Genomic DNA, 15076 nt, shown 5'->3' on the forward strand with positions numbered 1-15076 from the left:
GCTCTTGAGGACTTATCTCGTGTCCAACGTCGTTGCCGATCATCTGGTTTTGCTCGACCACTTGCGCAGTATCCTGGTCGCCGTAGGTGAGGCCGAACAGGTTCCCGAAGAAAGCCATGCCTTGTTCCTGGAGCGCTTTGACGAACTGCTGGCGTCCCTGCCGATCGATCCGATCGAAAGCCAGTACCTGGGCCAGGACATCCTGACCCAAGTGATTACCCGTTACCCGCAAATAGCCCACCTGATTCCACGGGATCTGCTGTGGTTCTTCGCCGGTGACTGCCTGCACTACCTGTCCGATGAAGAAATCGATCTGTATCAGGCACTGGAAGAACGTCGCTACGAAGCCGAACAGAACGACGAACCGTTCGACTGGAATCAGGAAAAACAGTTGCTGGCGATGTCGGCCCAAGACAGCAAGCACTAAGCTTCCAAAGAGCAAAAGATCGCAGCCTTCGACAGCTCCTACAGGAATCACATGTATTCCCTGTAGGAGCTGCCGAAGGCTGCGATCTTTTGCTTTAAAGCAGCCCCTCGCTCTCCGGTAATTCATACGCCATCGCCAGATTGTTCGGCGCCGCCTTGCCCGGCTTGCTCAACGTCGGCTCCTTCTCAAGACATTCCACCAGATAATCGATGAATACCCGCAGCTTCGGCGGCAGGTAGCGCGTGGGCGAATGCAGCAACCACAGACCACCGTGGTAGGACGCGAGAAACGTCCAATCCGGCAGGACCTGCACAATCAGCTTCTGCTCCAGCGCATAACGCGCGGTGAAATACGGCAAGCTGCCAATACCAATGTGCTGCAACACTGCCCCGAGCCGCACGCCGGTATGGTTGGCGGCATAACGACCACGTACGCCGACGGTCACCGCTTTGCTGCCCTTCTTGAATTTCCAGCGCGCATCGCTCGGGGTTTCCCCCAGATAGATGCAGCTGTGATTGAGCAAGTCATGCGGGTGGGTCGGTGTGCCGTGTTCGGCCAGGTATTGCGGGGTGGCGCAGAGCAAATGATCGATGGTCAGCAACTGCCGTCCGACCAGCCCGGCCGGCGGTCGATCAGTGATGCGAATCGCCAGGTCGACATGATCGTCGATCAGGTCAACCTGACGATCCTCCAGCAGCAACTCGACATCGACTTTCGGATAACGCCGCAAAAACTCGGGCATGTGCGGATGAATCACGAAACGCCCGACCGCTTTTGGCACGCTGACCCGCACCAGCCCTTCCGCCTCATGGGTGAACTGCCCGCTGATTTCCATCACCGATTTGGCGGCGCTGACCATCTCCTGGCAGCGCTTGAACACTTCTTCGCCACCGTCACTCAGACGCAGTTTGCGCGTAGTGCGCTGCAGCAAGCGCGTGGCCAGGGCCTTTTCCAGCCGGGAAATGCTGCGACTGATCGCCGACGGCGACGAGCCTAGCTGGCGGGCTGCCTCGGAAAAACTGCCGGTTTCCACGACCTTGACGAAGATCGCCATTTCACCGAGCAGTGGCAGCGGAAGATTGATGCTCACAGCGCACAAGTCCTTTGATGTTTGAACGGATTATCACGTTATTGCACGATTCATATAATAAAAAAAGACACTTTAATAAGGGCATGGAATATGACGCTTCGCCTCTTTTTCCATAGTGATGACCTCAAGGCTAATGTGGAAGTCCTCGACTGCACGCCCCACGAGAACGAATTTGCCGTTGTGCTGCGCGCCACGCTGTTTCATCCGCAAGGCGGTGGTCAGCCTTGTGACACCGGCATGATCGGCGAAAGCCAGGTGCTGCGCGTGGTGCAGGAACCTGACCGGATCGTGCATTACGTCGATCGTCCGGTAAAACCCGGCATGACCTGTATTCAGGTGGATGAACAACGTCGCCGCTACAACACCCGCATGCATTCGGCCGGGCACTTGATCGGGCATTTCGTGCAGGCCATGGGCTGGACGCCAATCAAGGCGCACCACTGGCCGGACGAGGGCCGGGTGCAATTCAAGCCGGGCGATGCCGCCCAGGAAGTCGATGCGCGAGCCGTTCAACACGGTATCAGTCAGTGGATCGAACACGATCTGCCGCGCCTGACCTCGCTGCGCGAAGGCGCGCGGGAAATCGGCTTCGGCGAGCTGCCGGCCTACGGCTGCGGTGGCACCCATGTACGCAGCCTGAAGGATTTGGGCACAGTCACGATCGCCTCGCTTTCGCAGAAGAAAGGCACGTTATCCGTCCACTACAGCGTGGATTAAGCATCTCGGGCGCTGCTCCGCGCAGCGCCTGACGCCGGGGGGAACCGCACTCGCAGGTTCCGTTGACTATCGATAGATGGACCTAAAAAACAATGATGCTAGACGTCGAGCGTCTCGATGAGACGTGCATAAAAAAACTGGCCAACGAAGAAGTCCTCGCCATCCGCGTCAGAGGCTTCTTGCCCGAGCCGCTGGCGATCGAGATTGGCGACAAGATTCTTGCTCCGGGCTTCGAGGGTTACATCAACGCGCCGAGCATCGGCCGCATCGGCATGGCGTTTTACGAGGCGGAAAACCAGCCGCTGCTGATCGAGGACTATTTCGAACGCGCCACCCGCAACATCGCCGAATTGCGCGAGCGCTGTGCGCCCTACTCTTCGCCGGTCGACACCCTGCGCTGCATGCTCGACGAGTCATGGCCGGCCGGCGCGCATCTGGAAAACCTCTACGGGCGCAAGATGTATGTCGGCCTGTCGCGGGTGGTCAAACCCGGCGTGTGCTTCCTTGCCCACCACGACATTTTCGCCAAGGACGCCCCGGACAGCTTTCAGGCCCGCAGCCTGGAAGCGCAATTCGCCTGCAACGTGTACCTGAACATGCCGACCGAGGGCGGCGCACTGCAAATGTGGGACGACGACATCACCCCGGATCAGTTCGACCAGATGCGTGGCGACAGTTACGGCATCGACCCCGCGTTGCTCGGCCCACCTGCCCTGGAAGTGCGGCCGGAGCCGGGTGATTTCATCATGTTCAATTCGCGCTGCATGCACTCGGTGACCCCGGGCGTGGCGGATCCGCGACTGAGCCTTTCGTTCTTTGTCGGCTATCGCGGCAATGCTTCACCCCTGACCTTCTGGAGCTGAGATGTTATCGAACTACCTGGGCGAGTTTCTGGCGCTGGCCACCATTCACTTTCTGGCCGTGGTCGCTCCCGGCCCGGACTTCGCCGTGACCATCCGCCAAAGCGTGCGCTTCGGCCGACTGGTAGGCATCTGCACCGCACTGGGCATCGGCGCCGGCATTTCCGTGCACGTTCTCTACACCTTGCTCGGCGTTGGCGCCCTGATGCACACCACGCCGTGGTTGCTGACGGTGGCCAAGGTGATCGGTGGCGCATACATCTTTTACCTCGGCATCAGCCTGATCCGCAGTAAACCGAAGACCACGCTCGAAGGCGAAAAAAGCGCTGACGAACCGCTGGTCGAGCAGTCGCTGTTCAAGGCGTTCAGCACCGGTTTTCTGACCAATGCCACCAATCCCAAGGCCACGCTGTTCTTCCTGGCGATCTTCACCACGATCATCAGCGCCAGCACGCCGCTGAATATCCAGGCGCTGTATGGGGTGTGGATGTGCTTCGTCAATGCGCTGTGGTTCGTGATCGTCGCGCTGTTTTTCTCCAGCAGCCGGGTACGCAACCTGTTCATGCGCATGGGCCATTGGTTCGAGCGCAGCATGGGCGTGATCCTGATTTTGTTCGCCGGCAGGCTGGTGCTATCGATGTAAAAACGACACCCAAAGACAAGGCCCGGTCAGTTGCACACTGCTCGGGCCTTTTTCGTTTGTGCGCCGCTTTTGCATTTCTGTGCGACGGATCCCACTTCAGGGACTCCCCTTCAACACCTTCGCGGTGTTAGTTTGGAAAAGATTTGTTTCAACTTTCAAACACTTCCACTCAACTGCCTGCAAAGGAATGCCCACCGCAATGAATTTTTCTCTCAAGCGCCTGGCCGCTACCAGCCTGATCCTGGCCAGCTTTTCTGCGTTCACCCTGCCCGCGCAGGCCAACATCACTCCACAGCAAAGCGCGGCCATTCTCAAGAGCTTCGATGAGGCGAGCGTCACCGACTTCCGCCAGTTTCTGGGTGCCGTAGGCAAGAGCGACCTGGGTAAAACCGATAAGCTCGGCCCGGCGATCAACGCCTTTCTCGACAACAAGACCCCGAGCGCTGAACAGCAGAACGAGATCTACCGCCTGCTGGGCATCTACACCCGCGTGAAGTACGGCAAGGCCGCGCTGGAAACCCTGCGCGAACTGGTGGAAATCCCGACTTTCCAGAAAGAAGGCGTGGCCCAGCACGACAATCCGGAGTTCATCAAGATCGCCGAAAAGATCAAGAACCTCGCCGAATCGTTCAACCTGAAGTTCCGCAACGTCGACAACCGCGTCTATGAAATCTCCCTCGACGGCAGCGGCGACGAAGTCGTGGGCATCCACGCGCATGCCGACGTGGTTCCTGTCACCCCGGAAAACTGGGTGCTGAAAGACGGCACCAAACTCGATCCGTTCAAAGTCACGCTGATCGGCGATCGCATGTACGGTCGCGGCACCGAAGACGACAAGAACGGCATCGTCGTCGCGATGTACGCGATGAAAGTGATCAAGGAAGAAAAGCTGCCGCTGGCACGCAATTTCAAACTGCTGGTGGACACCACCGAAGAAACCACCGGCGACGCGATCCCTTACTACTTCGAACACAACCCGACGCCGAACTACAACATGGCGCTGGACGGTGGCTACCCGGTGGTCATCGCCGAGAAAGGCTACGGCACGGTCATGGCCAACTTCCCGCTGCGCAAGGCTGAAGGCAACGGCGCAGAAATCATCTCGATGACCGGCGGCCTGGCAACCAACCAGATTCCATCGGTTTCGGTTGCGACACTCGTCACCGACAAGCCTGAGCAACTGGCCGCGAGTCTGCAGAAAGCCGGCAGCGAATACGCGAAAAAACACGGTGGTGACTTCGAAGTCGCGGCCAAGGTTGACGGCAAAGACGTCAAGCTGAGCGTCACCGGCGTGTCCGCGCACTCCTCCGAACCCGAGTCCGGCGTCAACCCGGTCGCGCGGATGCTCGACTTCATCAACAGCCTCGACGGCAAGGTGGCGCTCAAGCACAACCAGATCACCGATGCTGCACGCTATGCGTCGACCAACTGGGGCCTGGATTATTTGGGCAAAAAACTCGGCGTCGGTTTCTCCGATTCGTTCATGGGTCCGCTGACCACTTCGCTGACCTACGTCGGCGTGGACGACAAAGCCTTCAAACTGGCAGTCAACCTGCGCGTGCCCAAGGGCAAATCGCCAGAAGTGTTGAAGAAGGAAATCGCTGACAAGCTCGCGGCCTGGAGCAAGAAAAACCATGTTGCCGTGGACTTCACTTACTCGATCGCCGAACCGATGTACCGCAATCCGGAAGGCGAATGGGTCAAGGCACTGCTGGCGGTGGCCACTGAAAACCTCGGCATGAAGCACGAGTTCGGCACGTCTGCCGGCGCGACATCGGTGCATGAACTGCCGAACGGCGTGCAATTCGGCCTGGCCCGGCCTGAAGTCAAATACACCGGTCACACTGACGGTGAGTTCAAGACGGTTGACCAGTTCCTGCTGGATCTGCAGATCGTCACTGAGATGATGGGCCGTGTCGGCCAGCTACCGAAGCTCTGATAAGGCATGGGCCCGTGCTTCAGCGGGCCTGACGTGAAAACAAAAAAGGACCCGAAGGTCCTTTTTTGTTGCGTGCTAAATGCTGCACAAACAAAAACGCCGATCATCACTGATCGGCGTTTTTGTGAAATTGGAGCGGGAAACGAGACTCGAACTCGCGACCCCGACCTTGGCAAGGTCGTGCTCTACCAACTGAGCTATTCCCGCAATGGCGTCCCCTAGGGGACTCGAACCCCTGTTACCGCCGTGAAAGGGCGGTGTCCTAGGCCACTAGACGAAGGGGACAGGCTACAACTTTCACTAATAAAAACGCCGCTCACTGAGCGGCGCTTTTAGAATTTGGAGCGGGAAACGAGACTCGAACTCGCGACCCCGACCTTGGCAAGGTCGTGCTCTACCAACTGAGCTATTCCCGCAAATGGCGTCCCCTAGGGGACTCGAACCCCTGTTACCGCCGTGAAAGGGCGGTGTCCTAGGCCACTAGACGAAGGGGACACGCTACCCGGAACACATGGTGTGTGTTTCGGTGTCCAGACCCGCATCCGAAGACATGGTTCTGGTTTCACTCAGCCCCGCCCGAAAGCAGTGCTGTTTAAAATTGGAGCGGGAAACGAGACTCGAACTCGCGACCCCGACCTTGGCAAGGTCGTGCTCTACCAACTGAGCTATTCCCGCAATGGCGTCCCCTAGGGGACTCGAACCCCTGTTACCGCCGTGAAAGGGCGGTGTCCTAGGCCACTAGACGAAGGGGACACGCTACAACATTCACTCCCTGCCGCGTTTCGCTGTGTGCTTTACGCTGCAAGTGGCGCGCATTCTATGGATGGTTTGAGAGGTCGTCAACCCCCGAATATAAATTTATTTAAATCAATGACTTCGACCTGCTTTACGGAAGCATTCGGGGTTTTCCGTCGCCCGACGATTGACGCCTATATTCCGCCACTCGCCAAGGCGTTATAGTCCGCAACACAATGATGGCAATCTGCGCACCTTGCGCCAGCATTCATATAAGCAGTACGCAGCCGATATAAACAGAAGCTGCTGAATCAACTCGTCGAGCGGCGCTGGGCGCCTGAATGTCCAGCCACTACACTCGCATGCGAACCCTATAAAGAGGTCTTACCGGTGACACCACTCATGATCACCCTGCTAGTTATAGCCGGGATCGCAATTCTGATCGCCATTGGCTACATGAACCATGTGGTGGAAAACAACAAACTGGAGAAGGCCCGCACCAAAGTCGAACTCAACGATCGCTTGCGCCGCTGCGGCGAGCTGACCGAAACCTTCCCCGGCCAGTTCATGACCCCGGCACTCAAGCTGCTGCTGACCCGTCTGGAGCTGAACGTCTGCCAACGTCTGCTGAACCTGGAAAAAACCAGCGCCACGACCAAGTCACGGATCACCGAACTCAGCGCACTGGTGGCCCAAGGTGAATCGATCCCGGTCAACAACCCGCCGGCACCGATCCTGACCGAAGCCAAAGCCAAGGACGTCCGCTTCCTGCTCGAAGCCCTGCACGGCCAGATCACCCGCGCCGCCCATGACGGCTTCCTGCCACCGAACGAAGCCAAACACTGGATCAAGGAAGTCCGCCACATCCTGGTCCTGCTGCACATCGAATTCTTCAACAACCTCGGCCAACAATCCCTGCAACAAAACCAACCCGGCCAGGCCCGCCTCGCCTTCGAACGTGGCGTGCAATACCTGCGCAAACAGCAGGAACCACAGGTGTACTCGGAACAACTGCAATACCTGGAAAAACTCCTGGCCCGCGCCAATGCCCAGGTCATGGACAAAATTGCTCCTGTTGAAGGCGAAGTGAACCAGTTGACCGAAGGCCTCAAGGAAGCCGAAGCCGATGCGGACTGGAAGAAGAAAGTGATTTACGACTGATGGTCGAAGGTCAAGAGAAGCCACCGAGAGGTGGCTTTTTTGTGGGGGGGTGGGCTGGTTGCCATTGAGGGTATTCAGTTAGAGATTGGTTGGCTGTCAGGCCGCCTTCGCGAGCAAGCCCGCTCCCACAGTGGGATTGGGTGAGTCAGTTAGAGACTGGTCGGCTGTCAGGCCGCCTTCGCTGGCAAGCCAGCTCCCACAGTTGGAATGGGGGCGCTCAGTTAGAGAATGGTCGGCTGTCAGGCCGCCTTCGCTGGCAAGCCAGCTCCCACAGTTGGAATGGGGGCGCTCAGTTAGAGAATGGTCGGCTGTCAGGCCGCCTTCGCTGGCAAGCCAGCTCCCACAGTTGGAATGGGGGCGCTCAGTTAGAGAATGGTCGGCTGTCAGGCCGCCTTCGCTGGCAAGCCAGCTCCCACAGTTGGAATGGGGGCGCTCAGTTAGAGAATGGTCGGCTGTCAGGCCGCCTTCGCGAGCAGGCTCACTCCTACAGAAAAGCAAAAGTCGACCACATGCTTTTCACCACTCAACAGGATGAGCGCAAGCTCGGCTGCAGCTCTTGATCTTGCCGTGCCGGCCCCGTCGGCAGGCTGAGTGGAGGGATTTATCCGGGGGTGGGAGCGCAGCGACCGTTTGGCGAAGCCAAACACATCGAGAGGAGGTGCAGCGAAGCAAACCGGAGGCGATGCGCCCGGATGAATCCCGCAACGAAGGAACCCGAGCCACGGCGAGGGCCGTACGTTGGGGCCAAAGACCTTTGCTTCCTTTGGGGCGTTTGCCAAAGGGAGTCGCTGTAAGAGCGAAACCGCCAGCCGCAGCCCCCGAAGCAACGGATATTCACCCAACCCCCCAAGAACCTGGTCGGCCCAGAGGCCGCCAAGTCAAAGCCGAAAATGCCCAACCATCCCCTTGAGCTCCCCCCCCAACCGCGCCAGCTCAACACTCGAAACCGCATTCCCCCGCATCGCCATCGAAGACTGATCCGCACTCGCGCGAATACTCGTCACACTGCGATTAATCTCCTCAGCCACCGAACTCTGCTCTTCAGCGGCCGCCGCAATCTGCTGATTCATCTGCTGAATCAACGAAACCGCCGCCGCAATACTGCCCAGCGCACTCTCGGTCTGCAGCGCATCACTGACCGCCAGCTTGACCAACTCACCACTGCTCTGAATCTGCTGCACCGACGAATGTGCCGCCGAACGCAAGGCACTGACCAGCCGCTCGATCTCCTCGGTCGATTGCTGCGTACGCCGCGCCAACGCGCGAACCTCATCAGCCACCACCGCAAAACCCCTGCCCTGCTCCCCGGCCCGCGCCGCCTCGATTGCGGCGTTGAGCGCCAGCAGATTGGTCTGCTCAGCCACGCTCTTGATCACATCCAGCACCGTACCGATGTTCTGGATCTGCGCACTGAGGCTTTCGATGCTTGAACTGGCCGATGTCGCCGAATCAGCCAGTTGCTCGATCCGCACCATGCTCTGGCGCACCACCTGTTGCCCGCTCTCGACCTTGGCATCCGCCGTTTGCGCGGCCAGCGCGGCCTCCTCGGCATTGCGCGCCACATCATGCACGGTGGCGGTCATCTGGTTCATGGCCGTGGCCACTTGCTCGGTCTCTTCCTTCTGGCTGTTGACCTCAAGGTTGGTCTGCTCGGTTACCGCCGACAGCGATTGCGCGGAACTGGCCAACTGCTCGATGCCCGCCTGCAAACCGCTAACGATCGTGCTCAGCCCGGTACCCATCTGCTGCATCGCCAGCATCAGTTGCCCGATTTCATCACGCCGGGTGACCTCCACCCTCGCGCTCAAATCCCCGGCCGCAATCTGCTGCGCGACCCGCATCACACTGCGCAACGGCGCGACGATCAACCGGGTGATGACCCACGCGGCAATCAGCCCCACCAGCAACGCCAGCGCCGAAGAACCGATGATCAGCACCGAGTTCTTCTTCAATTCCGCCTGCATCGCGCCGTCCTCGGCGCCATACGCCTGATCCACGCGCTCCATCACCTGCGCCGCACGCTGGTGCAACTGTTCGTAGACGGTTTTCTCCTGGGCCAGCAGGCCGGTGTATTCGGCCAGTTTGTCGTTGAAACCGGCGATGTGCCCGGACACTTCATTGAGTACCGTCAGATAGCCCTCATCCTTGACCGTGGTCTTCAACTGCTCGGCCTGAGCCTGCGCCTGGGCGGCCTGCTCGATGTTGCCCTTGCCGGCACTGTCGGCATCGCCCTTGCGGCTCTGATCCAGACGAATCCGCGCCTCGTTCATCGCCTGCAGCATCAGCCGCGACACCTGGCTGACCTGGCTGGCCTGTTCGATGAACTGCGCGCCATCCTTGCCTTCGGTGTCCTTCAAGGTATACGCGCCGTCATCAGCCAGCCCGGCCTGCAGCACGTCCAGGTTGTTGGCCACACTGGATACCGACCAACTGGCCATTTCCAGCGCCAGATCCTTGGCCTGGGTCAGCGAGACGAACTCATCGAAGGCCTTGCGATAGGCACTCAGGGCCTGCTCCACATCACTCATCACCGCCGCGTTCGCCGGGGATCGAGCCTTGAGTTGCGCGGCCCGGGCCAACAAGTCGTCGATGCCTTCGCGCAAGGCATCGACGGTTTTCGGGTTGTTGTGCAAGGCATAGTCCTGCTCCAGCAGCCGCACCTTGAGCAGTGCACTGTTGAGCGACGACATCTGCTTCAGCCCATCGAAGCGCTGACTGATGCTCTGCAGAGACCAGACCCCGATGGCGGCCACCAGCGCGGTCAACAGCAGCACCAGCACGAACCCGATACCCAGTTTCTTCGCCATACCGAGGTTGGCAAAACGTCCTTGCACGGCGGAAATCATTGCGCGTAGTCCCCTGCCAAAGTCTGTTGCCGAAGATTCGCAACGGCCATGGAGCAGCACAAGTCTCTGGCGGCGGAATAATGGCAAAAAGCTACGCACGCGTCGTTTTCAGAACGCTTGAGGTCGATTCGCACCGGTACTGCGAAAAAACTGCCGGGCCCTCGGATCACAGGCATAGGCCACATTGATCCGCTGCCACTCACTGGGTTCGCCGCTCGGACTGAAGGCCCCCGGGTCGCAAAGGCTGACACCATTGCACTGCGCCTGACTGTGCAAGCGCGCAGTATCGCCCAGCGGGGCACGAGCCCAGATGAACAGGCCGCCACATGGCTTACCGAAGACCTCCCAGTCGGCATCTTCCAGCGCCTGCAACGCGGCGACCCTATCGGTATTCAGCCGTTGACGCTGGCGCTGGACCATTTTGCGATAGGCGCCATTGGCCAGAAGACTGGTCAGCACCGCCTCATTGAAACCCGAGGCGCCCATGCTACTGATCATCTTGACCCGCCCCAGCCGCGCAATCAGCGCTGGCTCGGCGTACACAAACCCGACGCGCAGCGAGCTGCTCAGTGTCTTGGAAAAGCTGCCGACATAGATCACCCGTTCATCGAGTGCCGCCAGGCGAGTGCCGTTGCCATTGTGCAGGTCGGCGTAGACATCATCCTCAATCACTCGCACATCGTGAGCGTTGCACAAGCGCAGGATCTGTTGCGCGACGCCAAGGGTCAGGCAAGAGCCGGTGGGATTGTGGTGGTGACTGTTGATGAACATCGCCACCGGCCGGAACTGCCGCAACAGCGCTTCCAGCGCCTGAGGATCCGGCCCGCTCGGCGTGCGGCGCACTTCCAGCAACTGCACGCCGTACAGGCGCAACAGCTCGAACAGCGGCGCATAGCCCGGGGTTTCGACGACAACGCAGTCACCGGCCTTCAACAACGTGCGCGCGAGCAGATCAAGCGCCTGGCTGGCACCGGACGTTGTCAGCACCTGTTCATCCAGGGCCTCGACGCCAATCAGCCTGAGGCGTTTGACAATCTGCTCGCGTAACGCCGGCAGCCCCAGAGGGCTGCTGTAATTGAACAGACTCGCCATGTCGGTACGGGCCACCTGACGGATCGCGTAACTCAGGTCATCGGATTCACGCCAGCTCTGCGGCAAGCCTCCCTCGCCGAGTTTCAACCCGCTGTGTGCCTGCCCGCAGTCAATCCCGATCACCCCACCGCCCTGCGCGGCCACCATGAATCCGGCGCCCTGACGCGGGGCCAGAACGCCTTGCGCCACCAGCCGTTCACAGGCCTCGGCCACACACGACTGACTCAGCAGATTGGAGCGCGCAATTTGCCTGACGGAGGGCAAACGCGTGCTCGGTGCCACACCGCTTCGCGAGATCCACTCAGTCATGCCATCAACAATCTGCTGTACGACCGGCACCATTGCCTGTCGGTCAATTCTCAATTCCATGAGCACGCAAACTCCTGTCCATTTTGCTGGCGGCAGTAAATCACAGCCGCGTCGCTCAGGCTGTGCGACAACGCCGTCAAAAGCAGCCGTTCTAACCGTTTGATACAAATTGTTTAGTGGTTTAACGGAGCGGGCACCCAGCAATAAGAAAACCCGCACTGAGGCGGGTTTCTCGAGTCTTGCCACCAGGATTCAGAAAGCCGTGACGCCGCCATCCACCGCCAGGGAGTGACCGGTGGTAAACGCCGCACCATCGCTGCACAGATACAGCACGGCGCTGGCGATTTCCTCGACCTTGCCAATGCGCCCCACCGGGTGCATCGCGTTGGCAAATTCGCCTTTCTTCGGATCGGCCTCGTAGGCGCGGCGGAACATGTCGGTGTCGATCACCGCCGGGCACACGGCGTTGACGCGGATTTTCTTCTTCGCGTATTCGATCGCCGCCGACTTGGTCAGGCCGATCACCGCATGCTTGGACGCTGCATAGATGCTCATCTTCGGTGCCGCGCCAAGCCCCGCCACCGAGGCGGTGTTGACGATCGCTCCGCCGCCCTGAGCGAGCAACAGCGGCAACTGATACTTCATGCACAACCACACGCCTTTGACGTTGACGCCCATGATCGCGTCGAACTCGTCCATCGAGCCGTCGGCCAACTTGCCCTGCTCGATTTCGATCCCGGCATTGTTGAAGGCGTAGTCCAGACGACCGTAGGTATTGATCACCTCGTCCATCAGATTTTTCACTTCGCTTTCGACGGTAACGTTGCAGCGCACGAAGGTCGCTTCGCCACCGGCTGTACGAATCAGCGCCACCGTGCCTTCGCCCCCTGCCGCGTCCAGATCGGCCACCACCACTTTCAGGCCTTCGGCGGCAAACGCCTGGGCGGTCGCACGGCCAATACCGTTGGCCGCGCCAGTGACTACGGCAACCTGACCGGAAAACGTCATGCTCATTGTTATGTCCTCGGAGGAGAGATGCAGGAGGGATTTGCAGAGTCGCAGCATAGTCACCGAGGCCCGTGCCGCGTCAGCACTATCAGAAGGCTGTTTATGCCTTCATGCGTCGCAGTGATAAAAGCCTGTGGGCGACTATCACTGCACTGGATCATTGCGCATTCGCCGCATCAGCCGACCTTGCAGCATTGGCCTCAAGGGTCTATCAACAAGGCTTCATTCAGTTCGAGTGCCTGCCATGACCAGCCAGACCAATCGCCAGTTCCTGCTCGCCAAACGCCCGGTGGGCGCCGCCACCCGTGAGACCTTTACCTACCAGGAAGTACCGGTCGGCGAACCGGCGACAGGGCAGATTCTGGTCAAGAACGAATACCTGTCCCTCGACCCGGCCATGCGTGGCTGGATGAACGAGGGCAAGTCCTACATCCCGCCGGTAGAAATCGGTGAAGTCATGCGCGCCTTGGGCGTCGGCAAAGTCATCGCCTCGAACAACCCGAGCTTTGCCGTCGGCGACTACGTCAACGGCGCCCTCGGTGTGCAGGATTATTTCCTTGGCGAGCCCAGAGGTTTCTACAAGGTCGATCCGAAACTGGCACCGCTGCCGGTGTATCTGTCCGCGCTGGGCATGACCGGCATGACCGCCTACTTCGCTTTGCTCGATGTGGGCGCACCGAAGGCCGGTGACACCGTGGTGCTGTCAGGGGCTGCCGGGGCGGTGGGCAGCATTGCCGGGCAGATCGCCAAGATCAAAGGCTGCCGGGTGGTGGGCATCGCCGGGGGCGCCGACAAGTGCAAATACCTGATCGATGAGCTGGGCTTCGACGGCGCCATCGATTACAAGCACGAAGACGTGCTGGCCGGGCTCAAGCGTGAGTGCCCGAAAGGCGTTGACGTGTATTTCGATAATGTCGGCGGCGAGATCCTCGACGCCGTGCTCAGCCGTCTGGCGCCGAGAGCCCGGGTGGTGATCTGCGGCGCCATCAGCCAGTACAACAACAAGGAAGCGGTCAAAGGCCCGGCCAACTATCTGTCGCTGCTGGTAAACCGTGCGCGCATGGAAGGCTTTGTGGTGATGGACTACGCCGCGCAGTACGCCAGTGCCGCGCAGGAAATGGCCGGCTGGATGGCCAAGGGGCAGCTCAAGAGCAAGGAAGATATTGTCGAAGGATTGGAAACGTTCCCGGAGACGCTGATGAAACTGTTCAGCGGGGAGAACTTCGGCAAGTTGGTGCTGAAGGTCTGAAACTTAACGCGACAACACCCCAAAACCACTGTGGGAGCGGGCTTGCTCGCGAAGAGGTCGGGTCAGTCGATATCAATTTCGACTGAACCACCGCATTCGCGAGCAAGCCCGCTCCCACATTGTTGGATCTTGCGTGTTTGATCAGGCCAGTTCGGCCACGACCGAAGCCAGTGCCTTGGCCGGATCTGCCGCCTGGCTGATCGGACGGCCGATCACCAGATAATCGGAACCGGCATCCAGCGCCTGACGCGGGGTCAGAATGCGGCGCTGATCGTCCTGCGCGCTGCCCGCCGGACGAATCCCCGGAGTGACCAGTTGCAGCGATGGATGTGCGGTTTTCAGGGCCTGGGCTTCCAGCGCCGAGCACACCAGACCATCCATCCCGGCCTTCTCGGCCAGCGCGGCCAGGCGCAGCACCTGCTCCTGCGGCTCGATGTCCAGACCGATACCGGCCAGATCCTCGCGCTCCATGCTGGTCAACACGGTCACACCGATCAGCAACGGCTGCGGGCCGCTGCGCTTGGAAAGCTCTTCACGGCAGGCCGCCATCATGCGCAAGCCACCGGAGCAATGCACGTTGACCATCCACACACCCATCTCGGCAGCGGCTTTCACCGCCATCGCGGTGGTGTTGGGAATGTCGTGGAATTTCAGGTCGAGAAACACCTCGAAGCCTTTATCACGCAGGGTGCCGACGATTTCCGCGGCGCAACTGGTGAACAGTTCCTTGCCCACTTTGACCCGGCACAGTTTCGGGTCCAACTGGTCGGCCAGCTTCAGTGCGGCGTCACGGGTGGGGAAATCCAGGGCGACGATGATAGGAGTCTGGCAGGCGGACATGGATGGGCTCTCAGGCAAGTCGAAATCGGCGCGCATTGTAGCGGAAGCGGCGACGGCGCGGCACCCGATGATCGGTAAATCGTCGCCGCAACCGTGATCAGCATAGCGCTCGCGGCTATTGTGTCGAACCCGATACACAACCGACACGCCGCCAACAAGC

12 protein-coding genes, 6 tRNA genes and 1 pseudogene are annotated in these 15076 nt (G+C 59.8%); 7 read left to right on the plus strand and 12 right to left on the minus strand.

Going from position 1 to position 15076, the window contains the following annotated elements:
* Nucleotides 1–19: 19 nt before the first annotated feature.
* A complete protein-coding gene (locus tag ACS4NR_RS14020; RefSeq protein WP_007967565.1) occupies nt 20–427 on the plus strand; it encodes a PA2817 family protein in 408 nt (135 codons plus the stop codon).
* 94 nt (nt 428–521) lie between these two features.
* Here the strand turns inward: ACS4NR_RS14020 and ACS4NR_RS14025 are convergent, their stop codons facing one another.
* Nucleotides 522–1517: a LysR family transcriptional regulator gene (locus tag ACS4NR_RS14025; RefSeq protein ID WP_115984135.1), complete on the minus strand. Its 996-nt coding sequence runs from the start codon at nt 1515–1517 to the stop codon at nt 522–524.
* 90 nt (nt 1518–1607) lie between these two features.
* On the opposite strand from ACS4NR_RS14025, the gene ACS4NR_RS14030 reads away from it, so the two are divergent.
* The 4 genes from ACS4NR_RS14030 (at nt 1608) to ACS4NR_RS14045 (ending at nt 5676) form a co-directional block, all read left to right on the plus strand.
* Nucleotides 1608–2234, plus strand: coding sequence for an alanyl-tRNA editing protein (locus ACS4NR_RS14030; RefSeq protein ID WP_456017712.1), 627 nt, complete (start codon nt 1608–1610; stop codon nt 2232–2234).
* 92 nt (nt 2235–2326) lie between these two features.
* Nucleotides 2327–3097, plus strand: a complete 771-nt coding sequence (locus ACS4NR_RS14035) for a 2OG-Fe(II) oxygenase (protein ID WP_095137186.1) — start codon at nt 2327–2329, stop codon at nt 3095–3097.
* A 1-nt stretch (nt 3098) separates the two neighbouring features.
* Entirely contained in the window at nt 3099–3737 is a 639-nt protein-coding gene (locus ACS4NR_RS14040) for a LysE family translocator (protein ID WP_456017713.1), read from the plus strand.
* Nucleotides 3738–3936: 199 nt separating this feature from the next.
* Nucleotides 3937–5676: a dipeptidase gene (locus tag ACS4NR_RS14045; protein ID WP_456017714.1), complete on the plus strand. Its 1740-nt coding sequence runs from the start codon at nt 3937–3939 to the stop codon at nt 5674–5676.
* Nucleotides 5677–5807: 131 nt separating this feature from the next.
* On the opposite strand, the gene ACS4NR_RS14050 is transcribed toward ACS4NR_RS14045, so the two are convergent.
* The 6 genes from ACS4NR_RS14050 to ACS4NR_RS14075 form a co-directional block, all read right to left on the minus strand.
* Nucleotides 5808–5883 (minus strand) — tRNA-Gly (locus ACS4NR_RS14050).
* Between the two features lie 2 nt (nt 5884–5885).
* Nucleotides 5886–5961 (minus strand) — tRNA-Glu (locus ACS4NR_RS14055).
* A 55-nt stretch (nt 5962–6016) separates the two neighbouring features.
* Nucleotides 6017–6092, minus strand: a tRNA-Gly gene (locus ACS4NR_RS14060).
* Between the two features lie 3 nt (nt 6093–6095).
* Nucleotides 6096–6171 (minus strand) — tRNA-Glu (locus ACS4NR_RS14065).
* 104 nt (nt 6172–6275) lie between these two features.
* Nucleotides 6276–6351: transfer RNA gene (locus ACS4NR_RS14070), tRNA-Gly, on the minus strand.
* Nucleotides 6352–6353: 2 nt separating this feature from the next.
* Nucleotides 6354–6429 (minus strand) — tRNA-Glu (locus ACS4NR_RS14075).
* A gap of 384 nt (nt 6430–6813) precedes the next feature.
* Here ACS4NR_RS14075 and ACS4NR_RS14080 point away from each other — a divergent pair.
* Complete coding sequence (locus ACS4NR_RS14080; protein WP_177439986.1) at nt 6814–7572, plus strand: hypothetical protein; 759 nt, start codon at nt 6814–6816, stop codon at nt 7570–7572.
* 878 nt (nt 7573–8450) lie between these two features.
* Here the strand turns inward: ACS4NR_RS14080 and ACS4NR_RS14085 are convergent.
* The 4 genes and pseudogenes from ACS4NR_RS14085 to ACS4NR_RS14100 all read right to left on the minus strand — a co-directional run bounded on the left by ACS4NR_RS14085 (nt 8451) and on the right by ACS4NR_RS14100 (nt 12833).
* Entirely contained in the window at nt 8451–9332 is an 882-nt protein-coding gene (locus ACS4NR_RS14085) for a methyl-accepting chemotaxis protein (RefSeq protein WP_431061454.1), read from the minus strand.
* Nucleotides 9312–10418: pseudogene (locus ACS4NR_RS14090) on the minus strand (HAMP domain-containing protein); the annotation flags it as partial. The gene ACS4NR_RS14085 and the pseudogene ACS4NR_RS14090, both read right to left, overlap by 21 nt.
* Nucleotides 10419–10526: 108 nt before the next feature.
* Entirely contained in the window at nt 10527–11879 is a 1353-nt protein-coding gene (locus ACS4NR_RS14095; RefSeq protein ID WP_095137181.1) for an aminotransferase-like domain-containing protein, read from the minus strand.
* 192 nt (nt 11880–12071) lie between these two features.
* A complete protein-coding gene (locus ACS4NR_RS14100; protein WP_041073750.1) occupies nt 12072–12833 on the minus strand; it encodes an SDR family oxidoreductase in 762 nt (253 codons plus the stop codon).
* Between the two features lie 238 nt (nt 12834–13071).
* Here ACS4NR_RS14100 and ACS4NR_RS14105 point away from each other — a divergent pair, with 238 nt between their 5' ends.
* Nucleotides 13072–14076 (plus strand): NADP-dependent oxidoreductase, encoded by a 1005-nt coding sequence (locus ACS4NR_RS14105; protein WP_456017715.1) that lies wholly within the window; start codon nt 13072–13074, stop codon nt 14074–14076.
* A 141-nt stretch (nt 14077–14217) separates the two neighbouring features.
* Here ACS4NR_RS14105 and pyrF read toward each other — a convergent pair whose 3' ends face one another.
* The gene (gene pyrF, locus ACS4NR_RS14110; RefSeq protein WP_204895128.1) at nt 14218–14916 is read right to left on the minus strand and encodes an orotidine-5'-phosphate decarboxylase; all 699 of its coding nucleotides are present in this window, start codon (nt 14914–14916) and stop codon (nt 14218–14220) included.
* Nucleotides 14917–15076: the final 160 nt, after the last annotated feature.

The organism is Pseudomonas sp. JQ36 (assembly GCF_053851495.1).